Here is a 23013-nt window from a genome sequence, read left to right on the forward strand (position 1 = left end):
TAATGAAAATTAAAAAGATAAGAGGTCATTTTTCAAAACTAGTTAATTTAGGAATAATTTTTGCTTTATTAGGTAGTATCGTGGAATCTGTTGCAACTGTTCAAGTATCAGCCAAAAAATTAGAAACAGTAGCAAGTAATCCGAGTTTAGAATTGGGAATTTGGACTGGAAAAGATGGTGACTGCAACTGGAATTATGATGTAGTTACCAAAACATTAACTATTAAAAATGGTCAATTATCATCTATTCCTCTTACAAAAGAGTTGTCGTGGGCAGATGAAATCGAGTATCTTAATTTTGACGGTCAGATAAAGTTACCTGCTAATATGAAAAACAAATTTGCTAATTTAACTAGTCTAAAGGCCATTAGCGGATTAAATAAAGTGGATACAAATGCGACAAACAATATGGCAAATCTTTTCGGTAATGATCTAAATTTAACTAGTCTTGACTTGAGTCATTTTGATACCAAAAATGTTACAGATATGTCTGGTATGTTTCTTCAAACTAGAAGACTGAATAATCTTGATTTAAGTCATTTAAATACCAGAAATGTAACAAATATGAGCAATATGTTTGCCTATAGTGGAATTACTGATCTTGATCTAAGTCATTTAGATACCAGAAATGTAACAAATATGAGCGATATGTTTGCCTATAGTAAAATTACTAATCTTGATTTAAGCCATTTTGATACTAACAATTTAACAAGTATGAGAAGTATGTTTCAAGGCACCGGAGCTTTAGGTGAAAAATTCACTTTAAGTCACTTTAATACTAGTAAAGTAACTGATATGTCGGAATTATTTGCTGATACTAAATATGCACAGATTGTTTTAAACAATCTTGATACTAGTCATGTGACTAATATGCGCGAAATGTTTGCACGTTCTCGCGTAAATAGTCTTGATTTAAGCCATTTTGATACTAGTCACGTTACTAACATGTCAGGGATGTTTTCATATAATACAAACTTAACTAGTCTTGACTTAAACCATTTAGTTACATCTAATGTTACTGATATGTCCTATATGTTTACAAATGATACCGCTTTGAATCACTTAAATCTCAGCGGCTTAGATACGTCTAAAGTAACAGATATGCATTATATGTTTGAAGCTGATGCAGCTTTAACTAGCTTAGATCTACGCAATTTTGATACTAGTAGATTAACTAATATGCAGGCAATGTTTAGAAAAGATACAAATCTGGTTGACTTAGATTTGCACAACTTTAAGACAAATCAAGTCAAAATCATGGATGATTTATTTGAATATGATTCTAAGCTTGAAAGTGTAAATTTAAGAGGATGGAATACCCAAAAGGTAACCACAATGAGCAGCATGTTTAGGTATTGTCCACAGTTAGTTTACGTTGATCTCAGTGGTTTTTATACCCCCAAATTAAAAGACTCTACACTAATGTTTCAGTATGACTATAAGTTAGCTGGTATTGATTTGAGTCACTTTAACATCCATAATAGTAGCATTTTAGATCATGCAGGGAATCCAAATGGCTTTGCAGTTAAATTGGGTCATTATCGTTTGCGTAAGAGTTCAGGCGTGGGGCAAAGTTTTAAGCATATTCAAGCGGTAGGTAACGGAAAGCTTAATCATCCTCAGGGGAAAAAATATACAGCAGAGCAACTCTTTAGGTTGTATAATCATTCGGCTAAAAAAAGTCCAGTGGCAATCTATGTGATGTATAACGGTAAAAAACCAAGTTTTCCTAAACACCTAGGAATTAAATAATTAAAGAAAAATAGGTTAACTTATTAGAAGTTAACCTATTTTTGTTATTTAAGTAATCCTAATCACCTAATGGGAAATCCAATGAAATTAATTGCTTGCTGGTAGTTTCTAACAGCCAAGTTGCTTCATTAACTTGGGCAATTGTTGCCTTGTTTGAACGTAAAACTTGGGAAGCATTAGTTAAAGCATTACGATAATTAGCTTTTAAATCACTATATTGGGTAATTACCTTATTAGTATTTTCAAAACTCATAAATAATTTTTGTAGCTCACTTTTATCAGCGTTGGTTGCAATAACTTGATCATTTTGAGCTTGCTGTTCCGTGTTTTGAATTTGTAGTTTATTTTGGTTATTAAATTTAACGTCACTGGCTTTGATAAAATAGTTACTATAGTTAGTCGCTGCTACATTATTTGGTAAATCATTCTGTTTCAGTGGTTGTTGTGTTTGGTCATTAACTAATTTGGGATTGTCATAGTTAAGGAAATGGTAAAATAATGTAGCTTTGTGTTCACTAGGTAGCCAGAGATAAAAGAGACCATCTATTAAAATTGAGTTATTTTTTGTAGTTTGAATGCGTATACCACTAGGATTACCAGTAAAATCAAAAAGCTCAATTGAATTTCCTGTTACTGGGTTAACGGGATTAAAAGCTAATGCTGTATAGTCTACAATTGGTAAGTCATTTCTAAAAGTAATATCTGCTTCATCAATGTATTCGTCGGGATAATCGTGTAGCCGATAGATATACCCCTCAAAGCCATCTAAATAGCGAGGAATAACAGCAAGATCAATTTTGATTTTTTGTCCTTTTTTAAGGAGATGATTGGTTTGATGTTGAGAAAGTGTACTTGTTTTGGCTGTCGCAAGGAGAGTCGCCGAGCTAACCCCGTTATACCGAGCAATGTGACCGTCGATACTAGCAATATTATCTGCACGAAGATAACGATTTTGTCCTAAAGCATAATATTGCTTATTATTAATCGTTTTAGTCGGTAAATAAAATATTTGTTTTTGCTTATTAAGATCTTCATCATAAAAGAAATATTTAGGCATCGTTGTGGTTGGTCTGACTTTGCCATAATAAGTAACAATTGCATTTTGCGCAAGACTCTGTCCGGTAGGTTTACCCTTGGCAGTATAAATTAATGACTTGTTTGCCAATACAAGCTTACCTTTTTTAGTATCTTTTTGGTTGACGTCCTTAACAACTGCGGCATTTACGTAATTACCGCCGCCAAGATTATAGTATTTTTGACCGTTAATTTTGTTTATTGCATAGTAACTAAAGTCTGAATCTTCATAGGTATAAATTATTTTGTAACCTTGATGATCGGTCGTAAAGGGATAAAGTGATGTATTCCTTTTAACTTTAATTTTATGGCCAAATTTGTCATAAAGATAATCATTTTTGATAAAAGTGATTTTCCCTTTAGATACTTGTTTTGCTGCTTGTATGGCTTGTGGTTGATTAATATTTACTAAAAAGTGACTTGCAATCAGAGCAACGACAGAAAATCCAATACTAAATTTTTTCGTAATTTTCATTAGTGACCTCTTTTCAACTGATAATTAAATTGATGTATTTAATTGTATTATAGTATATTTAGTGCATAAATAAACAAGTTTGAAGATATTATATCATCTGTAGGAATAACTTTGACCACTAGGTTTTCTGGTGATCTTTTTTGTTAGAAGTATCAGAAATTTTTTAAGCTCATCAACTTTTATTTTGGCCATTATGTAATTGCTGTGATTGATTCAGTAACTTTTGAGTATGATCAAGTGTATCATGCAAACGGGCAATTTTTTGGTCCTTGTTAGGGGGGTGTTCATGATATGCTTGTTCTAATGTGTCTAATCGTTTTATTATAAAAAAATTATTTACTCTTTATTTTTACTACCGATAAAAACTTTAAAATGTATACTGATCTTTTTGATCAGATTTGATAACCAACAATCGTAAAAGTGGTTATGTTATTTTCCTTTATGGGGGTAGTGTTGTGCCACTGGAGAGACTTGGCAGTAGTGATTAAGCTTAGTATTACAGGAATAGATGTGGCCTTGGAGGAGCAAGTCAAGAAATAACCGAGGAATTAAGTTGGACGTAGCTTAGAATGCTAATAAGGGTGGGGTTTAACGATTCAAATTCATATCCTGGTTATATTTAGATATAATTGATATATTCAGCTTTTGAAAGCATCGAAGCGTAATGTTTAAGTGTTTGAAAATTAGTGTGAACTTAGTGGTGTTCAAAGTGACTTAAGTTAGGTTATTGTTGGTGGAAATGTTGCCCAATGTGCTCTACAACTTTAGACCAAGTATTTTTGAGTATTGGCTTGCATATGAAGGGTTTGCTTCTCTTACGCTAATTGCTGTTTTTGCTGAATAAGTTTTTGGGCATGTGCTTGATTTGGTGGTCTAATTCTTGGATAACGATTTTTTGATCAGTTAATTCAACTGCTAATGCAACACTTTTATTTTTTTGTTGCAGAGCTAAGGTTTAAACTTGGTCAACGGCACGCATAGCCTGCTGGTGTTCGTGGACGTTTTTTAATTGATTGGCTAAGCCTGGTTCACGGTCAATGTCATATTTACGCGTTAGTTCAGTTAGACGGATCGGCTTAACGGTTACTCCCTGCTGTGCGCCTTTTGAATGCGCGAACCCAGCCCGTCCATGTGCAGCACCGTATTGTAAACCTGCAAATTGGGGTTATTTTGTTCAAAATCTTTTTGGCGGCTTGCCAATTTTTGGATGTGTGACATGCGTTAAGTTTATATCACTACATCACACGCCCTTACGCAGGGGGCGAAGCAGAAAAAGCTGGCGCAATTTCTGCTTAATTCAATTTTGGCAAAACTGCGTAATGCACAAAATTTCATGACGAAAAAAACAAGCAAAAGTCGTGAAGACTAATGCTTGTTTTTTCGTCTGGTCGTGTCCTTGAGGACACGATTTTCTTTTTCAAAAAGAAACAAAAAAAGCAGTCTATTGCGACTGCCCCTGTACCTTGCGATTGATTAGGTCGCATGCACGTTTTACTACTAAAATCGTAGTTTATTATCTCTCATGCATAATTATAACATGGTAAAATGTTAATGCACGTTTTTTAGTGCGCAATCTCAGGAAGTCTGATTAACTTCCATGAAAGGAGGTGGGCGTGATGCTAAAATACGTGGTTTTATTATCTCTTACTTGCATATTACTTACTGATTTAACACCCGCTTTGCGGGAATTGGGAATCGCTTTAGATAAATTGGCAAACTTACTTGATAAGTTGAAAGATTTACTTGAAGAAATACTTAAAATTTTAAGTAAAATTGCGAGGGAAAAGCGCAAGAAAATTTTGCGCTTTTTTTGATTGGTCTAATTGTGAAATAACAAAAATTACCGAAACAAAAAGCCCACTAATTCGGGCTTTTTATATGCTATACAAATTAAATTTCACAAGCTTATGTTTAAAGCTTAAATTAAACCTAATCCTGCGGGCTTTTTTACCTACTTCCGATAATGCACATTATGTTAAGTTACTACTGGTATATTTTAAAATTTATATACAATATTTTTAAAATATGTTATAATTATTTAAGAAATATTACATAATTTTTGGCAATTACATAAATGGTACTAGTGAGAAGAGCATATGAAAAAAATATTTAAAGTCTTGGTTGTTTTAACGATAGTATTGACGGGACAACTGTTCGCTACCACAGGTAATACTACAGTCCAAGCTGCGCAAATAGAAAAACCTAAGCGTGTAACTAATAAAGCTTGGACTAAGAGGTTAGCTAAAGCTGGGTATGTTTTTGTATTACCTTATGCTGTTAAGGGTGCATTATATAAGAATACAGCAGCCAAGGGTGGTAAATCATACAGTCGAAAGTTATTAAAGAAGCTTGTTAAGAATCATACACTATTTAAGGTTAGAAAGCTGACAACCATCAAAAACGGCATTTCCGTTGATTTGATTTCTAAGGATGGTAAATATAAAGGTTATACAAATTACGTGACTGGTATTTATAACAAAAATCTATTTAATAAGGATTTACAATCACTAATTAATGCTGAACTAAAAGTAATGGCTGCTAAAGATAATAATGAACCTACTTCGGCTTTATTAGAGCAAGCGCAAACGTTAGCTAGCGAATTAACTGGTAAGAATAAGCAAATAGCTGATACTTCAATTAAACAATTAAAAGGTTATTTAAAGCATAGTGATTTATCAGAAACACCGGTACTTCTAATTGGTAAGTAGCTGGGTGACTTATTAGCGAAATAAAAGAAGAGTGAGTAGATATTTTTACTCACTCTTTTGTTTGGTAGCATAGTAGAAACTTATTACTTTGAAGTATAAACTATAATTTAGTAAATATATTATTTTTTTATTATGAGGTATAAAAAATGAAAAAAGCCAAAAATTAATAATTAGTTTAGCGGCAGTTGCTTTGGCAACTGTTCCAGTAATTACCGCTAGTCTTAACAAAGCTCATGCAGCACAAACAACTGACCAAACGCAAAATAAAATTACAGCAGATGGTACATTAACGTTAAACCACAATACTCGTATTTATAATAAAAAAGGTCAAAAATTATATTCTTACCAGAGAAGTAATGGGTTACTTAAAAAAGGTGCAACGGTCAGCTATGTTGATAAACCACAAACAATAGCTGATCCAGATACAGTAAGATATTCATTCCATGATGATGACTGGAATTGGTTCTATTTGCCATATAAGACAATCAAAGGACAAGAATATTATAGTATTGGTCATGGCGGTTATGTTAAAGCGGCAAATGTTGATAAAATTGATGGTGATAGTTTATATACAAATCAAACTACAGGAACAATTAAGACATTAAAATATTCTAGAAAACCAGGTCAAGAAGTAATTCTTGATAACAATGGTAAGCAAACTAAAAATTATCTGAAAGTTGGTCAAAAAGTAACTTTGGATCGACAGTCTAATTATCATGATCTTGATAATAGTGACCCTGACAATAATGGTGGAACTACAGAATTGTATGGTGTTAAAGACCAAAAAGACCAGTATCTGTGGAGTACTGCTGTTAATATTAATTGTAGACAAGCTTTACTTCCATATAGTAATTATATGCATGTCTATGTAACAAAGAATACTAATATTTACACTAGTAGTGGTGAACAATATGTTCCCAAAACTAATTCAAATGAAATTATACTTGGTAATAAAAATGTTTCTGTTATGTCATCTAAAGAGCCACAAACATTACTTAAAGGAACCGTTGAAAGTGTGATTAAAAAGACTTACATTAAGCTTCCAAATGAGAGTAAATCTGAATTATTTTATCAATTGCAATCTAGCAATGATTCAGTAGATAAATTTATTAAGGCTTCTGATACTAAGTATATGTATGGCAAGCAGTTGCAATAATTAATCCTAGTACTTATTCATTACTTGAACCAACTAGTAATGCTAATAAAGCTAAAGAATTTGAATTAATAGTTAATCAATTATATGACGTAGTTGGTCAGTAAAATAAATTTTTTATTTTAAAAGATCTAGATTAATGATCAGCAAGTTTATGTTTCAGGGGATAATGCTTATGTAGTTTTATAATAAAAACTTCTTCTATTATATTAGATGTTAAGATGATACTAATTAGATAGTAAATATTAGACATTATATGTAAATGGGAGACAGTATAACAATGAGTAATATGACAGCTAAAGAGCTAGTTAATGAACTTGGATTAAGCAGAGCAAGGCTACTATACCAAATAATAGCAAAGCTAGACAATGATAAAAAGCCCCGTAAAAATGCTATGGGACAGTATATTTTTGATGATAATGCAGTCAAAAATATCAAGCAATATTACACGTCAGTAGGTGTCAAACATAATACAAGTAATGTCAAGCAGCTAGACAGTAAAATGATTGACACTATTTTGTCTAGCCTAAACAGTCAAGTCGTTAAGTTTGAAAAACAAGTGGATCAACTGACTAATAAATTAGACGATAGGGAGCAACAGTTACAAAAACTTACTGCTGAAAAAGAACAGATACGACAAGAAAAAGAAAAGCAAATTACCGAATTGACGCAAGAATATAATGATCAAATAGCTGAATTACATAAATTATTGGATCAACAGCAAAAACTAAACTTGGCAACTAGTGAAAAAAATAAATAGTTGCTACGCATTTTATGCTATGATTGTTTTATTAAATGCAAATAAAAATACCCCATTTCTTATACAAGTAAGAAATCGGGGTATGAAAAAAGCTAATCCAGAACTTTGGTACGGTCAGAGATTAGCTTCAACGAATACTTAGGTATAACAAGAATACTTAAAAATGCAAGAGTTGAAGTTAAGAAAGACCTTCAAGCTAAAAGATTAGCTCGGAGGTCTTTTTCCGTTATCAAGACAGCACGCAAATAGCCAACAGGACAAAGTTGTAAAAAGGGACAGGAAGATTGTCAGATTATAATTGATTTTTTTAATTTGATTGGAATGGAAGAATATAGCAAACAATTAAAAAATTTATACAAGAAAACAAAGATTAAGGAATCAAAAATGGCATGATCTATTGGATCGATTACCAATTCTTATCGTTAAATTCTATAGGAGTAGATTATGAAGATAAAACCTAGCAAAATTTTTCCTTTTTTAATAGGTATTATATTAATAATAATTGCGATAAAAGATTTTTCTCCTTGGCGTAGTCCAAGGGAAATAATAATAGGACTATTAACATTAGCAGTAGCATTATGTTCCACAAGTAAAAATCAAAAATCAACTTCTTCTGAAATAGATTACTTAGTTGATCACAAAGTTGTAATTTATTCGGAACGTATTTATTTAACGATGTTCTTCGTCTTTATGGTTTTCTATTACTTAGATGGGAAAAATATTTTACTGGGTGTTATATCTATTTATTCGTTATTACTTTGGCTTATTCAACAAGTAATAATAATTGTTTTAGAGTTATTAAAAAGTAAAAGAAAATAATTAATTTTAGAAGCATACATTATGAAGAAAAATAATTTTTTAAAATATACAACATTAGGTGGAAGTCTATTAATTCTCGGTCAAATTTTAGCTATTCTTGCTAATTAAGACTAATGATAGTGATGACATTGAACAAGTTTCTCAGCAAGATACCGAATATGATCTATCAGAAAATGTAGTGTTTACACTACAAGATCTAGCAGATGCAAAAGTGGTTTTAAAGCAAGAAAACCATTTTACTGATGAAGATTTAAAAAGAGCTTTCGGATAAGGATATTGTATATCTTGCTGAACAAGCCCCTAAAGTAGATACACGAATTGGTGCCACTGAAGTAGCAAAAGCTATAGTAAAAATAAGATTGAAAAATATTTTGGTGGAGGTCTTGCTGGTTTTCTAGAAATAATTGATCATTATGCAGGAACTACAGAGCATATTATTTATTCAGCATGTCGTAGTGTTGGTATGTCTCAAACATGGGCTAATTTGGTAACAGATATGATTACTTTGTTTATCTAATATAATACATAAGTTTTATTACTATGTAGCATTTGAAAGTTTAAATAATCGAGTAATCAAAATAATTTTGATCACCATGATTTTTGGTGGTCTTTTTCTTTTTTGCTGGACTGGCTGGAATTTTTTAAAGCTTATTGACTTTTTTCGACTATTAATTGTTGCGATTGATCCAGTAACTTTTGAATAAGATCAAGTGTATCATGCAAAAGGGCAATCTCTTGGTTGTTTACTGGTAACATTCCCGTTTTTGTTGAGTGATTCGTGCTCTTACTGGGTATTTATTTTTTTGCTAGATTTGCTTTGCTTGCTCTGGTTAGTCTTGATTTTGTGTTTAATTAGGAATTTTCAGCTAGCAATTGTTTATTTTGCTGAATAATTTGCAAGCTTTATTGATACAAAGATCAATTAGTCACTTTATATGTACTAGTAAAAATAATTTTGTTGAAAGGACTGCCAGCGCAAAGGTTATTTCTTAAGTTGCAATAATTATTGGTAAACTTGAGCTGCTTAAGTTAAAAATTGACCAGTAATATTTATTTAGTAAACGTGATAAGTACTTGTATAATAAGAGCAAGGTGGAATAAATTAAAAAAAGAAGATATTAGCATGAAACAACAATCATTATTTGCAAATAATGCAGCAAATGAACCGTTAGCCAACCGTGTACGACCAAAAAACTTGGGCGAGTTTGTAGGCCAAGAACAACTACTTGGCTCGGGGAAAATTCTACGGGAAATTATTGACAGTGATCAACTTTGTTCAATGATTTTTTGGGGACCACCCGGAGTGGGTAAAACGACCTTGGCGGAAATTATTGCGCGACAAAGTCAGTCCAGTTTCTATAGTTTCAGCGCCGTTGATAGCAGTATTAGTAAAATCCGTAAAATTATGAAAGAGGCTGAAGAAGAAGGTCAACTTGGTCAAAAAACATTGGTCTTTATCGATGAGATTCATCGTTTCAACAAAGCCCAGCAAGATGCCTTTTTGCCTTATGTTGAACGCGGTAGCATTACTTTAATTGGTGCAACTACTGAAAATCCTTCTTTTGAGGTCAATTCAGCGTTGCTTTCACGATGCAAGGTTTTTGTCTTGAAACCGCTTGAAGTCAAAGACATTGTTAATTTACTTAAGAGAGCTATCAATAATCCAAATGGTTTTGGCAAGTTGAAAGTAGAAATCGGTGAGCAGGAAATCAGTTCAATTGCTAAGTTTGCCAATGGTGATGCGCGAACGGCACTTAATACATTGGAAATGGCTGTTTTAAATGGCAATAAAAATGGTAATACGATCAACGTGACTATGGACAGCTTGGCACAGTTAATCACACAGAAATCGGTTTTGTATGATAAAAATGGTGAAGAACACTATAACATTATTTCTGCTCTACATAAATCGATGCGTAATAGTGATGTTAATGCGGCCATTTATTGGCTATCGCGGATGCTTGAAGGTGGTGAAGATCCACTCTATATTGCCCGTAGGTTAGTGCGGTTTGCCAGTGAAGATATTGGATTGGCAGATACAAACGCGTTAAATGTAGCAGTCAATGTTTTTCAAGCTTGTCAATTCTTAGGGATGCCAGAATGCGACGTTCACCTTGTTGAGGCTGTAACTTATTTATCTTTAGCACCGAAATCAAATGCGGTCTATAAAGCCCGTCTAGCTGCTGAAAAAGACGTTAAAAAGACAATTGATGAACCTGTGCCCCTGCAGATTCGCAACGCACCAACTAAGTTGATGCAGGATTTAAATTATGGCAAAGGTTACCAATATGCTCATCAAACTAAGGATAAGTTAACTACAATGAAAACTATGCCGCCTAGTTTAGAAGGTCATGAATATTATGTACCTACAATTCAGGGTCATGAGGAGCGCTTCAAGAAGCGACTTGAACAAATTAAAGAATGGCATAAGCGGCATTCTTAATAAGAGCTTCAAAATTCGGCGCAAACTATGCACAAAGAGTTATAAGAATCACATATTTGCTTTGGGCAGCCAATCTGTTTGCTAGAAAGAAAAATTTGATTGCCAAATTCAAAGGCCCAAGGTATTATAAACTGAATAAAAAGTGTCTGGGAAAAAACTAGACACTAAAAAGCAAAAAATCCGTTAGAACCTTTAAGCTCTAGCGGATTTTTCATATATATTCTGCCCCAACCTTGATATTATTAATTTATCACAAAAAAGGTAAACTTTTCATGTATCAAAATTATATCACAGGTCAAACTGCTTTAACACTGAACTTAGACTTTTCTATCCCTAAAAATCATCTTGCTCAGGTTATTCAGTAACTTTGTGGATTCTATTCCTGATAATGTTATGCTTGAAAATAATTCTGATAAAACAGATACTGGCAGACCAGCCTGTCCCCCTAGCTATGATTCTTAAAATTTTACTTTTTTCTTATTCTCGGCGGTAGGCATATTTCATATCAATACGATCAATAACTTTAGATCTAGCGACCATGCCAATCAGGTGATTAAGCAAGCTTTTGTTTATTTCATTAATCTTTTGCCGGCAGAAGGATTGATCAAAGAAGATGCCATTTTTATTGACGGGACTAAAATTGCAGCTGATGCCAACAAGTATACTTTTGTTGGGAAAAAAGCAGTGAAAAAGTTTCATGCCAAATTAAAAATTAGTGCAATTAAACTTTATGATGAACTGATTCGAAAAGAAGTAATCTAGACGATCACTTAAGAAGAGGCGCAAACTAAGTCGAGGCCTAACAATGATCGCCGAGCTCAAGCTTGGATATAATATTCAAATCGAAACTACAGACCATTATGTAGTAAACTTTGCGCTTTACCCTAACCCAACGGATTTTAAGACTTCAGAACCCTTTTTGGCGTAGATGACTGTTTTAGATAAGTTCAAGAATATTGTTGCCGATGCTGGCTATGGCAGTGAATACAATTATTCTCTGCTTGAAAACAAGTATGAAGATAAAAATTATTATATTCCTTATGGTCTTTACGATAAGGAACAAACTAGAAAATGTAAAAAAGATCCGACTAAGCTGCCTAACTGGACTTATAACGAACAGGATGATTATTACATTGACTGGCAAGGAGTGCGCTTCAACTTTAAAAGATACGGCAAACGTAAAAATAAGAGCACGGGTTTAGTATCCGATCTTAAAATCTATGAAGCAGATGAGTTTCAGTTAACAGATGAACTGATCGAACTAGCTAAAACTAAGAACGGGCGCAATCACTTCTTTAACTAACACGGTCATGGTCATCTTGCTGACTAGTTTGATTTTTATGAATTAAGCGAACGAACTGATTAGTAACATGGGGAGTTTTACTATGAACACGCCGCTGATTGTGGTGCTGACAATCGTTCTGGGGATGAATGGCGTGATCGAAGCGATTTTTACGGCAATTGTGACACCATTGATTGTGAGGCCACTCAAAACCGTCTTGAAGTGGATAAGATAGTAAACAAAAAATTAATAAGCGTAGTTGAAAATTGAAAATACAAACGAAAAGATAAATTTCTGCTTGAAGAAATTTATCTTTTTTTAATTAGGAGATTGACAAATTCACGTTTTTGCTATAGTGTATTAGTAAAATGTAACACAGAGATAAAATGAAAGGAAACACAATGGGCGAAATTTTACGAGTAGATCAAGCCACCAAGACTTATGGCAAGCAGGGTGAAAAACAATATCAAGCGTTAAAGGGAATCAATTTTGCACTTGAAGAAGGTGAGTTTGTTGCTGTCATGGGCGCATCGGGGTCAGGGAAGACAACGCTGCTCAACCTTTTGGCAACGCTAGACAAGCCAACGAGCGGGCATATATTTATTAACCATCAAGATAACAGTGCGCTGAATGCTAACCAGCTAGCCGATTTTAGAAGCAGACAAATTGGTTTCATTTTTCAAGATTTTAATTTGCTAGAAAATTTAACTAACCGGGAAAACATTGCGTTACCGCTAAGCTTGCGTGGCGTACCAAGCAGGCGAATAGATCCCTTAGTTGAGCAAATTGCAACTAGGCTGGGGATTAAGCAAATTTTGCCCAAGTATCCTGCAGAGGTGTCAGGCGGACAAAAGCAGCGGGTAGCTGCTGCACGGGCACTAGTTCATGAACCCGCAATTTTGCTAGCCGACGAGCCAACCGGGGCACTTGATTCAACCAGTGCACAGGAACTGCTCGATACGCTGGCTGACTTAAACCAAAATGATGGCATCACGACTTTGATGGTCACGCATGATCCTTATGCAGCCAGTTTTGCTAGTCGAATTTTATTCATCAAAGACGGCAAGATTGGGGAGCAACTGCTGAAGTCAGGCTTAGCGCGGCAACAATTTTATCACCTGCTGATTGATCACTTGGGAAATGGAGAGTGAACTGTAAATCATGATTTGGAAATTATCTTTAACAGGAATTAAAAACCGCTTCAAGGATTATCTTGTACTTTTTTCTGGCTTGGTCGTCGCCAGCATGATTTTTTATATGTTCTTGACGATTGCAATTAATCCCAGTTTTATCAGTAAAGACATTCAAGCACCCACCGATTACCTAAACTTTATCTTTGCCTTGGGTATCGTTCTCTTAATAATAATCAGCTCGGTGTATTTGACTTACGCTAACTCCTTTTTGCTTAATATGCGTAAGCATGATTATGGCATGTTCATGATGCTGGGCGCTAAAAGCACGAGAATCGGACTGCTAATCTTTTGTGAGACTCTGGTGACAGGAACCTTGGCAATGGCATTGGGAATACTCCTGGGCTTTGGTCTAACGGCTCTCGTTTCCCGATTGCTAATTGCTAAATTGCATTTGACAATTAGCCACTTTCAAGTGATTTTGCCTGCTGCTATTTTGTGGACCGTTATCTTCTTTATAGTCATGTTCTTTTTAGAGGCACTTAAAAACGTACACAAATTGACTCGAACACCGGTAATTGATTTACTACATGAAAATCAAAAGCCATTCAAATACCGGCAACATACTGGATTACGGGCAATCGAGGCACTTTTAGGGCTTGTGCTGCTGGCTACTGGCTACTACATTATGAGTCTGCCGGGGGCGATGATTTTGTTCATCATCCCTGCAGCCCTCATTACGATTGTTGCTGGTTCTTATTTTACTTTTAACGCCTTTTTCAGCGCAATAATCAATTTTTTAATTAAGAAAAAGAGTTTTTCATATCATGGTATTCGCATATTTACTTTGGGTCAGCTGAAATTTCGCTTGCATGATTATACTCGTATGTTGACGGTAATATCGCTGCTATTTGCGCTGGCGCTGGGCGCTATTACGGTCGGTTTGAACTTCAATACTCTGAAAGACCAAGTGGAAGAAAACATTTATTACGATACAACCTTGGTCAGCACTTCCCCCACCGTTAAAAAAGAAGTCGCTCGGTTAGCTATTAAGAGCCGCCAAACATATCATTATAAGGAAAATAAAGCTCACCTTTACTTTAAGCGTGGGGAGTTTACAAACAAACCAGTTAAAAACGTCAGGTTCTTTTTGAAAAATGGTAATCCAACTTATCATCTTGAAACATTGCCAATCAAAAAGCTGGATCGGCCGGGAACGAATGCTAACAATGCTTTTGGTGCCTTGGTACCTAACGGTACAGCTAAAATCATTCGTTTAGTTTCAAATGCCAAGTGGCAAAAACTCAAGGGGCAAAATAAGTTTGTTACGTTTTTAAAAGTAGAGAATTTCAAACGTGATTATCCTACCTTGCTGCTCATTCAAAAGCAGCAGCTAAAGGAAAATCCGGCTTATGACAACTTGTATAGTGCTAGTAAGCCAAGCAGCTACCAGTTCATAAGTAGTTTTAGTAGCGGTTTTGAATTTATGGGTTTCTTTCTCGGCTTTGCCTTTTTGACCATGCTTGCTTCAACTCTGATGTTCAAGGTCTTGAGCGGGACGTCAAGCGACAAAGCGCGTTATAAGATGCTTTATCAGATGGGTACGCAGGTAGGAGTATTGCATACTTCGATTAGGCAAGAAATAGGTACACTCTTTCTTTTACCAGCAATTCTAGGTGTGATCGATGTCTTATTCGGGTTGAAGCTATTTCGTATTTTTCTGCCACACCCCTATAACAAAATCTGGATTCCCTTTTTGATCTTTCTTGTTTTGTATTTGTTTTACTATTATTTAACGGTTAAATTGTATGAAAAGATCGTTTTAGACTATGAAAAAAATAATTAAACTAAAAGTATCTTGGAAAAACTCAACTCAAAAAGGAATGTTAGAATAAAAATGATCTGAACCCCGAAATTAGTTTGTTCTAATTTCGGGATTTTACTATGGCTAAATTATCTAAACAAAATAAAATTGATATTTATAATTTATGGAAAAACTATGGCCCTGGACCAAAAGAATTAAGCCTGAGATATAATATTAGAGCTGAAAATATTAAATACCTTATTACTTTAATTGAGCGATATGGCTTAAATATTTTAAATCAAACATATACCAGCCATTCTATAGAATTTAAAGAACAGGCTATTAAACGAGTTATTATTAATCATGAACCTGCTTATCATGGTTCGCCTGATTTAGGACTCAAAAGTAAGGATACATTAGCTAATTGGGTTACGCTCTTACAAAATAATATTGTTATTAAACCGAAAGGACGCGCTAAACATGACTTCCAAAGACAAGCTAATCAAACAGGAAAATTAGCGTCTCAAGTAGCAGAACAAGGACATATAAGAACAGAACTTGAAACTTACTGTCGAGAACGAATTTGTAAAAAAATTACACGTCTTAGTCAGTCAAAAGAATTTTAAGAATCTAGCCGAATTAGAACAGGCAATCAGAGAATATATCGTCTACTACAATAACGAGAGAATAAAAATAAAATTAAAAGGACTAGCTCCGATAAAATATCGGAAACTAGTCCTAAGTTAAAGCTTAATAATCTGTTCTAATTTTAGGGTTCAGATCATTTTTATTCTAACATTCCTTTTTGAGTTGAGTTTTTCTCAAATACTTTTGGTCACTGATTTAATTATTCTGGAAGTTACTTAAAAACTTCGTGGTTTTTTCATTTTGTGGATGATTAAATAATTGATCTGGATTACCTTGCTCGGCAATGATACCGTCACTGATAAAGAAAATCTGATCAGATACGTCCCGCGCGAACGCCATCTCATGGGTTACAATAATCATTGTTAGCCCAGTATTAGCTAAGTTTTGCATTACGCTTAGAACTTCACCGACCATTTCTGGATCAAGGGCACTAGTTGGTTCGTCAAACAATAGAATCTCTGGATCCATTGAAATTGCTCTAGCAATTGCTACTCGTTGTTGCTGTCCACCGGATAATTGGTTAGGACGGGCATTGATATATTCTGCCATGCCGACTTTTTCCAAGTTTTTAAGTGCAATCTTACGTGCTTCTTCTTTAGAGCGTTTAAGAACCAATTCTTGACCAACCATGCAGTTAGCAAGGACATTTTTGTTTTCAAATAAGTCAAATTGCTGAAATACCATTCCTACCTTAGCACGATAGATGTTGCGGTTATAAGAAGAAGCAAGAACATTTTCACCATGAAAAGCAATTTCACCGGAAGTTGGTTCTTCTAAGAGATTAATGCAACGTAAAGTAGTTGATTTACCACCGCCAGAAGGGCCGATGATAGTAGCAATTTCGCCTCTTTTTATATCAAGAGAAATGTCACGCAAAACTTGGTGTTCACCAAAAGATTTTTGCAAATGTTTTAAACTTAAAATCGTTTCATTTGTTGCAGTCATTATTTGTTAGCCCCCATATTCTTAGGCTCGCCAACTTGTACTTGGTTGGCCATTAAGTTGTAATTTTTATCACCCTGAAGATGCTTTTCAATCATGTTGAAAATTCTGGTAATAGTAAAGGTTAGAACTAAGTAAATAGCAGAAATTGTGAGATAAGTTGGGAAGAACTTAAATGTCTGACTAGCGATAGTCGTTCCTACAAAGAATAATTCCGATACTGAAATGATGCTTAATACGGAAGTATCCTTAATGTTAACAATAAATTCGTTAGTAATTGATGGCAAACAATTCTTAATAGCTTGCGGTAAAATAATATGCCACATTCTTTGATTATGGGTCATTCCTAAAGCACTAGCAGCTTCAAATTGTCCTTGAGGAGTAGAAATGATACCACCGCGAATAATTTCGGCTAAGTAGGCTCCCGTGTTAATTGAGACAATTATCAAAGCCGCAATGGTTCGATCGATATTTAGGTGCCAAAATTGGGCAATACCATAGTAAATTACAGCTGCTTGAACCATCATTGGTGTACCACGGAATATTTCAATATAAATTGTAAGTAACCAGTTAACCACTTTAAGCAGCCACTTTTTACTAGTAGATGTTGGAGTAGGGATTGTTCTGATGATTCCAACTGCTAAACCAATAAAGAAACCTGCAATTGTTCCCACTGAGGCTAACAAAAGGGTCATTCCAATACCAGTCATGATCATATTGCCATATTGTTTCCAAATCGAAACAAGCCAATTTTCCTTTTTGCCGCCTTTATTGGTGTCATCAGTCTTAGGCTGTTGTTTAATAGCATCCGTCATCATTTTATTTCTTTCAGCTATTGAAATAGTTGCTAAAACTTGATTAACCTGTTTAAGTAATAATTTGTTGGGCTTAGCGATCCCAATTGATGTTTCCGATTCTTCTTTAGAAACGTGAAAGCCCGGCATTTTACTAATTGGAATTGCCTTAATGTCAGGATCAACTAACTTAAACGAAGTTGCTTCGGTATCTTCGGCAAGATAACCGTCGATTGTACCAGAAATTAAGCTTTGACGCATAGCAGCAAAATCACGCATGGCTGTTTGCCTTTTGGCACCGATAAGTTGTTTAATCATGCCGTAATGTGATGTTCCTTGTTGAGCTGTTAATTTTGCACCCTTGAAATCAGTTAATTTCTTTGCATTAGCATATTTACTATTTTGCTTAGTAATTACCACGAATGTACCACGTCGATACGGTTCGGAAAAATTAATTGCTTTTGCCCGTTCAGCTGTGGGACTCATTCCGGCAATAATTAGATCAGCTTTGCCACTGGTTAAAGCTGGTAATAATCCATCCCATTCGGTTTTAACAACAACAACTTTTCGGTGAAGCCGTTGACCAATAATTTTAGCAATTTTAACATCGTAGCCGTTAGCATAAGTATGTGATCCCTCAATTGGTACAGCACCATTAGCGTCATCTGTCTGAGTCCAGTTATAGGGCTGATAATTAGCTTCCATGGCTATCTTTAAGGGACTATTATCTTTCGCATTAACCGGATTAACCCAATTAAATATAATGAATGAATTTGCGAATATTGCCATTAAAATAGCTATCCATTTATATCTTGACTTCATTTTGAAAACCTCCAAAAACTTTTTTCAAATAAAGCCAATACAATAAAAAGCGTAAATAAAAACCTCGTTGAAGTTAAACAACGAGGTTATAATCTAATTCATTAGACAAATCATATAGCGCTCCCTAGTAACTAGCTAGGACAGTCTGCAAGATATTCTCGTGCAGCCCAACCAAAAATTGATACGAACAGTTTTTGATTTCGGCGGTAACTCTTACAGAAAATCTTCATCGTGTTCGTACACTCAGATTAACTTTGTAATCACCGCGACCTCTATTGCATTGGAAATTATTAACTTATAGGTGATAATAGGCTAATTTTTTTTTTTTGTCAACAGTTAATTATCATTTTTTCATCATTTTATTTATGTAGAGTTAGTCAGCGTTCTTTAGTTGTTATATCCAACCTCGAGTAGTTTGATAAGCACTTTTGGGCATTTTTGAAACATAGGGATTGCCAGCAACATAAAAGCGCAGCGGCTTTTGTGCCCACTCATGATCAGACTGATTAATTCCAATTCGAGGACTGGATAGAATTTCAGCAGCCTGCTTTTGGTGTTGATCATTTAAATCAATGGTAAAAGGGGAATCACTTAAAAAATGAAGATTCCATTTTTTGTTATGGATTCCTAACGCCTGCATCATTTTAGCAGGGCCATTGGTAAGTAAAGGACCAACCTTACCTGCCCGATTTATAACCATTTGATTGATTCCCCATGTTGGTTCAATTGCTCTGATTAAAATTCCTTGGGGTTCATCTGTTTTTTGCGTTGCCACGTCAAAGAAAAAATATTGCCGTTGAGCATAAATATAAATGGTTCCACCGCGAGCGTAAAGACCTTCGTTAGCGGGACTGCGATGGCCACCATAGGAATGTGCAGCCCGATCCTTCTTACCTAAATAAGCTTCTGCTTCAACAATATAACCTCCTAAAATCTGTTTGCCGTCATTAAATGTTAAGGGGCGTCCGAGTAAATCTGCACAAATTTCTGCGGTTGGACGATTGGTAAAGTAAGATGAATAATTCATTTTCTTTCTCGAGTAGTATACTAAAATAAAGGAATGATAATGATGACAGATATAATACTAGCACGCGTTTATGAGCATGAAATTCCGGTTGGCTATCATATTTTGGTAGATCGTTTATGGCCAAGAGGGAAAAGTAGAGCCGAAGTTCAAATAGATAAATGGGCTAAGGAAATAAGTCCCAGTTTGGATCTGCGCAAGTGGTTCGCTCACGATGACGATAAATTCTTAATATTTAAACAAAGATATTGCCAGGAGCTGGATGAAAATCCAAATACGAAAAAATTTTTAATATTAGTAAAAAAGCAACTGCTTGAGCAAGACGTAGTCTTTTTATATGGTTCTAGAAATACAAAGCACAACCAAGCGATTGTACTTAAAGATTATATTGAACAACGACTATGATTTATGTCTATGTTTTTTGATTTTCCAAAAATGAAAGACAATGGTAATTAACAAAATTATAAATACAAGTAATGCAAAAGCGGTATTAGAAATTTCGTAATGTAGTGGTGGCAGTGACAGGAATAATTTCAGAGCAATAATACCAATTAAGAGATAAGCCATAGGCTGCAATTCAGGAATGATATCCATTAGTTTGATAATTACTTCTGCTACTCCTCGCATACATAAGATACCGATCATTCCGCCAATTAATACAACCACTGGATTACTTGAGACAGCAAGTGCTGCTAGAACAGAATCAATTGAGAAAACTATATCCATTGCTTCGATTGAAATAACGGTTCGCCAGAAAAGAGACAAAATATGTTTGCCGCTTTTTTTCTTATGCACTAAAAAATCATCTTTTTTAGTCTGCTCCTTTTGTTGTGTTTTCAATTTATGATGCTGATCATAGAAAAACTTAAACGAAAGATAGAAGAGGTAAATACTACCAGCTAGTTTGATTTCCCAAAAATTGATAAGATAAGTTCCAATACCGATGACGATGAAACGAAAAATATATGCTCCCCACATACCATAAATGAGAGACTTTTCCTGTTGCTTTTTATCAGGCAAAGCCTTGGTTTGAGCTGCTAGAACTACTGCATTATCTACAGAAAGAAGACATTCCATCAAAATCAAAGTTAGAATAATTAACCAATCCTTACCGCTGGTTAGAACATGAAGCCAGTTGTTAATGCTAAAGAAGGGGGCATACAATTTGATTAAGGACATCTTTTAAACTCTTTTCTAAACTGATTATTTGTGAATTCTTAATTGCTTTGTAAAATAGTATCCTCAATGCTATGGGGATAATCGTCATGGTATTTTACCATAAACACTTATGGGTTTCAGTGTTTCGTAATAATTAAGGTGAATATTGAAATCAATTAAATTTGTTTAAAAACATTAATTGCATCATCAATGATTTCAGAAATATCTGTTGCTGGTATTTCTGTCTTGTTGATTGCCCAAACCTTGGCACCGGGGTGTTTGTAAGATAGCAACTGGGCAAAGGGATAGACAACAAAACTTGTGCCAGAAATAATCACTAAATCTGATTGCTGCATTACCTTAACTGATTTTGCCAGATTATCGGCGTTAATTGCTTCACCATATAAAACAATTCCTGGTCTGATAATACCGCCACAATTTTGATGGCGAAAAGAATGAGCATACTCTAAATAGTCTACATTATGCTGGCATTTAGTACAGTATATCTGATAAAGGCTGCCATGAAATTCGGTTACATGCTTGTTACCTGCTTTTTTGTCCAATCCGTCAACATTTTGTGTGATAAGATCACCTTTTTGGTTACAAATTTCCGCAATTTTTTGATGAATGATATTGGGCTGAGCGTCAGGAAAATACATATTATTCATCACAAAATGATAGAAAAACTCGGGACGCTTTAAAAGCGTTTCTTGGCTTAGAATTGTTTCGGGACTTTCTGAAACACCGTCATAAATGCCATTTTTTGAGCGATAATCTGGAATACCAGAATGAGTTGAAACACCGGCACCGGTTAAAAATACAATATGTTTTGCCATTGTAATATCTTGTTTGAGTTCGGTTAATTGCTTTTCTTTGATCATCATTTTTCCCCCTAAAAGTAGTGACAACTATATGATAGTTTACTACAAGTTTTTGTATAAATAAAAATTCATATGGTAAGCAGCTTGCTCACCATATGAATTTTGAAAACTATAAAATTTGAATGTGGTGTGCCTGACACTCCTCAATCATTTTTTTCGGCCATATGCTTGCTTGCACTTCACCAATATGTGCTTTTCCCAATAAAAGCATGCATAAACGAGACTGACCTATACCACCTCCGATGGAATACGGCAATTCGTTTTTTAACAGCATTTTGTGGAATGGAAGTTGTTCGCGCTCAAGATGACCAGACTTTTTAAGCTGTTCGTGTAGACTTTGGGGACTGACACGAATTCCCATTGAAGAAATTTCAATCTTTTGCTTAAGCGGTTCATACCAAAAAATGAGATCGCCATTTAATTGCCAATCGTCATAATCTGGTGCACGGCCGTCATGGGGCTTACCGCTATGTTGCAGCTTGTCGCCAATTTTCATAATGAAAACAGCTTTTTCTTTTTGAGCAATCCTATTTTCTCGTTCTTCTGGGCTTAAAGTCGGCCATGTGTTTTCAAGTTCTTGGGTTGTTACAAAATGAACTTTATCTGGTAAACGATGAGTGGATGCTGGGTAACGGTTAGCACATTCCGATTCAACTAATTTAATTGCGTCAAAAATCTGCAGGACAGTAGTTTTTAAAGTTTCTTCAGTTCGCTCATTTTGCGCAATTATCTTTTCCCAGTCCCATTGATCAACGTAAATTGAGTGAAAATTATCAAGGTCTTCATCTCGCCGAATAGCGTTCATATTAGTATAAAGTCCCTCATGCATAACAAAGTTATATTTTTTAAGAGCCATTCGTTTCCATTTAGCCAATGAATGAACAATTTGAACTTCATCGTCCTTAGAAAGTTCTTTAGCATCAAAAGTAACGGGACGCTCAAATCCGTTTAAGTTATCGTTTAATCCGGTGCTTTTTTCAACAAAAAGTGGTGCAGACATTCTTTGCAAATTTAATTTTTGACCTAAGATGGCTTGGAACCGCTCACGAATAAAGACAATTGCTGCTTCTGTGTCACGAATAGTCAGAGTGGGATGATAATCCTTAGGAATAATTAAAGTCATGGTGTTTACCTCCAGTTTTTAGTGCAAAGAAAAGCCCTTCGCCTAGTTTAATAAAACTAAGGACGAAAGGCTTTTTCCGCGGTACCACCTAAATTGTCCGAAATCGGACCAACTCATGAAGCACAATCATGCTTCACCAGCGTGATAACGTACTGGCGACGACGCTGCTTACTTTAATTTCTATTTCAGAGCGTTGCTAAAAAGGGTTTTTCAATAATTCAG

Annotated in this window: 20 protein-coding genes, 2 pseudogenes, 1 riboswitch and 1 other annotated feature (1 of these 24 cut by a window edge); of the genes and pseudogenes, 15 read left to right on the forward strand and 7 right to left on the reverse strand. The window is 34.8% G+C overall.

The genetic code is table 11. The annotated features are described in order from the left end of the window. Window positions 1–2: 2 nt before the first annotated feature. A complete protein-coding gene (locus tag F5ESL0228_RS00465; RefSeq protein ID WP_122022504.1) occupies window positions 3–1751 on the forward strand; it encodes a BspA family leucine-rich repeat surface protein in 1749 nt (582 codons plus the stop codon). Between the two features lie 58 nt (window positions 1752–1809). Here F5ESL0228_RS00465 and F5ESL0228_RS00470 read toward each other — a convergent pair whose 3' ends face one another. Next, window positions 1810–3300 carry an SLAP domain-containing protein gene (locus F5ESL0228_RS00470; protein WP_122022505.1) on the reverse strand — a complete coding sequence of 497 codons (1491 nt, stop codon included), beginning with the start codon at window positions 3298–3300 and terminating at the stop codon, window positions 1810–1812. Window positions 3301–4916: 1616 nt separating this feature from the next. Here F5ESL0228_RS00470 and F5ESL0228_RS00475 point away from each other — a divergent pair. From F5ESL0228_RS00475 to F5ESL0228_RS00525, 13 genes and pseudogenes are all read left to right on the forward strand, one after another. Then, a complete protein-coding gene (locus F5ESL0228_RS00475; RefSeq protein WP_122022506.1) occupies window positions 4917–5114 on the forward strand; it encodes a hypothetical protein in 198 nt (65 codons plus the stop codon). A gap of 282 nt (window positions 5115–5396) precedes the next feature. Continuing rightward, complete coding sequence (locus F5ESL0228_RS00480) at window positions 5397–6008, forward strand: hypothetical protein (RefSeq protein ID WP_122022507.1); 612 nt, start codon at window positions 5397–5399, stop codon at window positions 6006–6008. Window positions 6009–6198: 190 nt separating this feature from the next. Next, window positions 6199–7164, forward strand: a complete 966-nt coding sequence (locus tag F5ESL0228_RS00485) for an SLAP domain-containing protein (protein WP_158592458.1) — start codon at window positions 6199–6201, stop codon at window positions 7162–7164. A 277-nt stretch (window positions 7165–7441) separates the two neighbouring features. Then, complete coding sequence (locus F5ESL0228_RS00490) at window positions 7442–7921, forward strand: hypothetical protein (protein WP_122022509.1); 480 nt, start codon at window positions 7442–7444, stop codon at window positions 7919–7921. 444 nt (window positions 7922–8365) lie between these two features. Then, the gene (locus tag F5ESL0228_RS00495; protein ID WP_122017621.1) at window positions 8366–8740 is read left to right on the forward strand and encodes a hypothetical protein; all 375 of its coding nucleotides are present in this window, start codon (window positions 8366–8368) and stop codon (window positions 8738–8740) included. A 97-nt stretch (window positions 8741–8837) separates the two neighbouring features. Then, on the forward strand, window positions 8838–9011 hold the full coding sequence (locus F5ESL0228_RS08265) for a hypothetical protein (RefSeq protein WP_158592459.1): 174 nt from the start codon (window positions 8838–8840) through the stop codon (window positions 9009–9011). Between the two features lie 852 nt (window positions 9012–9863). Then, window positions 9864–11183 carry a replication-associated recombination protein A gene (locus tag F5ESL0228_RS00500; protein ID WP_122022510.1) on the forward strand — a complete coding sequence of 440 codons (1320 nt, stop codon included), beginning with the start codon at window positions 9864–9866 and terminating at the stop codon, window positions 11181–11183. Window positions 11184–11455: 272 nt separating this feature from the next. Beyond that, window positions 11456–12468, forward strand: a pseudogene (locus F5ESL0228_RS00505) (IS1182 family transposase); the annotation flags it as partial. Between the two features lie 100 nt (window positions 12469–12568). Next, entirely contained in the window at window positions 12569–12700 is a 132-nt protein-coding gene (locus tag F5ESL0228_RS08520; protein WP_255409558.1) for a hypothetical protein, read from the forward strand. 166 nt (window positions 12701–12866) lie between these two features. Continuing rightward, window positions 12867–13616, forward strand: coding sequence for an ABC transporter ATP-binding protein (locus F5ESL0228_RS00510; RefSeq protein WP_122022511.1), 750 nt, complete (start codon window positions 12867–12869; stop codon window positions 13614–13616). Between the two features lie 10 nt (window positions 13617–13626). Next, window positions 13627–15441 carry an FtsX-like permease family protein gene (locus F5ESL0228_RS00515; protein ID WP_122022512.1) on the forward strand — a complete coding sequence of 605 codons (1815 nt, stop codon included), beginning with the start codon at window positions 13627–13629 and terminating at the stop codon, window positions 15439–15441. A 98-nt stretch (window positions 15442–15539) separates the two neighbouring features. After that, window positions 15540–16025 carry a hypothetical protein gene (locus F5ESL0228_RS00520; RefSeq protein ID WP_122022513.1) on the forward strand — a complete coding sequence of 162 codons (486 nt, stop codon included), beginning with the start codon at window positions 15540–15542 and terminating at the stop codon, window positions 16023–16025. A gap of 4 nt (window positions 16026–16029) precedes the next feature. Continuing rightward, a pseudogene (locus tag F5ESL0228_RS00525) lies at window positions 16030–16146 on the forward strand (IS3 family transposase); the annotation flags it as partial. A gap of 96 nt (window positions 16147–16242) precedes the next feature. Here the strand turns inward: F5ESL0228_RS00525 and F5ESL0228_RS00530 are convergent. The 3 genes from F5ESL0228_RS00530 to F5ESL0228_RS00540 form a co-directional block, all read right to left on the reverse strand. Then, a complete protein-coding gene (locus F5ESL0228_RS00530) occupies window positions 16243–16992 on the reverse strand; it encodes an amino acid ABC transporter ATP-binding protein (RefSeq protein ID WP_122022514.1) in 750 nt (249 codons plus the stop codon). Further along, window positions 16992–18605 carry an ABC transporter substrate-binding protein/permease gene (locus tag F5ESL0228_RS00535; RefSeq protein ID WP_122022515.1) on the reverse strand — a complete coding sequence of 538 codons (1614 nt, stop codon included), beginning with the start codon at window positions 18603–18605 and terminating at the stop codon, window positions 16992–16994. Before F5ESL0228_RS00535 ends, F5ESL0228_RS00530 begins: the two co-directional genes overlap by 1 nt. A 107-nt stretch (window positions 18606–18712) precedes the next feature. Then, window positions 18713–18888, reverse strand: a riboswitch (Lysine riboswitch). Window positions 18889–18999: 111 nt separating this feature from the next. Then, a complete protein-coding gene (locus F5ESL0228_RS00540) occupies window positions 19000–19632 on the reverse strand; it encodes a DNA-3-methyladenine glycosylase (RefSeq protein WP_122017629.1) in 633 nt (210 codons plus the stop codon). A 42-nt stretch (window positions 19633–19674) separates the two neighbouring features. On the opposite strand from F5ESL0228_RS00540, the gene F5ESL0228_RS00545 reads away from it, so the two are divergent. Continuing rightward, entirely contained in the window at window positions 19675–20034 is a 360-nt protein-coding gene (locus tag F5ESL0228_RS00545) for a DUF488 domain-containing protein (protein WP_122017643.1), read from the forward strand. Here the strand turns inward: F5ESL0228_RS00545 and F5ESL0228_RS00550 are convergent. From F5ESL0228_RS00550 to asnA, 3 genes are all read right to left on the reverse strand, one after another. Next, entirely contained in the window at window positions 20029–20808 is a 780-nt protein-coding gene (locus tag F5ESL0228_RS00550) for a TerC family protein (RefSeq protein WP_122022516.1), read from the reverse strand. The genes F5ESL0228_RS00545 and F5ESL0228_RS00550 overlap by 6 nt on opposite strands. A 155-nt stretch (window positions 20809–20963) precedes the next feature. Next, on the reverse strand, window positions 20964–21668 hold the full coding sequence (locus F5ESL0228_RS00555; protein ID WP_122017631.1) for an NAD-dependent protein deacylase: 705 nt from the start codon (window positions 21666–21668) through the stop codon (window positions 20964–20966). Between the two features lie 109 nt (window positions 21669–21777). Further along, window positions 21778–22791: an aspartate--ammonia ligase gene (gene asnA, locus F5ESL0228_RS00560; RefSeq protein WP_122022517.1), complete on the reverse strand. Its 1014-nt coding sequence runs from the start codon at window positions 22789–22791 to the stop codon at window positions 21778–21780. 55 nt (window positions 22792–22846) lie between these two features. After that, window positions 22847–23013 (reverse strand) — a binding site (T-box leader); it runs 75 nt beyond the window's last position.

Source organism: Lactobacillus sp. ESL0228, assembly GCF_003692825.1.
Classification (GTDB): Bacteria; Bacillota; Bacilli; order Lactobacillales; family Lactobacillaceae; genus Lactobacillus.

Bases quoted from the DNA above. Each gene is read 5' to 3' on its own strand.
- asnA (WP_122022517.1), bottom strand. From the start codon at position 22,791: ATGACTTTAATTATTCCTAAGGATTATCATCCCACTCTGACTATTCGT.
- F5ESL0228_RS00500 (WP_122022510.1), top strand. From the start codon at position 9,864: ATGAAACAACAATCATTATTTGCAAATAATGCAGCAAATGAACCGTTA.
- F5ESL0228_RS00515 (WP_122022512.1), top strand. From the start codon at position 13,627: ATGATTTGGAAATTATCTTTAACAGGAATTAAAAACCGCTTCAAGGAT.
- F5ESL0228_RS00470 (WP_122022505.1), bottom strand. From the start codon at position 3,300: ATGAAAATTACGAAAAAATTTAGTATTGGATTTTCTGTCGTTGCTCTG.
- F5ESL0228_RS00545 (WP_122017643.1), top strand. From the start codon at position 19,675: ATGACAGATATAATACTAGCACGCGTTTATGAGCATGAAATTCCGGTT.
- F5ESL0228_RS08520 (WP_255409558.1), top strand. From the start codon at position 12,569: ATGAACACGCCGCTGATTGTGGTGCTGACAATCGTTCTGGGGATGAAT.
- F5ESL0228_RS00555 (WP_122017631.1), bottom strand. From the start codon at position 21,668: ATGATCAAAGAAAAGCAATTAACCGAACTCAAACAAGATATTACAATG.
- F5ESL0228_RS00520 (WP_122022513.1), top strand. From the start codon at position 15,540: ATGGCTAAATTATCTAAACAAAATAAAATTGATATTTATAATTTATGG.
- F5ESL0228_RS00490 (WP_122022509.1), top strand. From the start codon at position 7,442: ATGAGTAATATGACAGCTAAAGAGCTAGTTAATGAACTTGGATTAAGC.
- F5ESL0228_RS00550 (WP_122022516.1), bottom strand. From the start codon at position 20,808: ATGTCCTTAATCAAATTGTATGCCCCCTTCTTTAGCATTAACAACTGG.
- F5ESL0228_RS00465 (WP_122022504.1), top strand. From the start codon at position 3: ATGAAAATTAAAAAGATAAGAGGTCATTTTTCAAAACTAGTTAATTTA.
- F5ESL0228_RS00495 (WP_122017621.1), top strand. From the start codon at position 8,366: ATGAAGATAAAACCTAGCAAAATTTTTCCTTTTTTAATAGGTATTATA.
- F5ESL0228_RS00535 (WP_122022515.1), bottom strand. From the start codon at position 18,605: ATGAAGTCAAGATATAAATGGATAGCTATTTTAATGGCAATATTCGCA.
- F5ESL0228_RS00540 (WP_122017629.1), bottom strand. From the start codon at position 19,632: ATGAATTATTCATCTTACTTTACCAATCGTCCAACCGCAGAAATTTGT.
- F5ESL0228_RS00510 (WP_122022511.1), top strand. From the start codon at position 12,867: ATGGGCGAAATTTTACGAGTAGATCAAGCCACCAAGACTTATGGCAAG.
- F5ESL0228_RS00475 (WP_122022506.1), top strand. From the start codon at position 4,917: ATGCTAAAATACGTGGTTTTATTATCTCTTACTTGCATATTACTTACT.
- F5ESL0228_RS00530 (WP_122022514.1), bottom strand. From the start codon at position 16,992: ATGACTGCAACAAATGAAACGATTTTAAGTTTAAAACATTTGCAAAAA.
- F5ESL0228_RS00480 (WP_122022507.1), top strand. From the start codon at position 5,397: ATGAAAAAAATATTTAAAGTCTTGGTTGTTTTAACGATAGTATTGACG.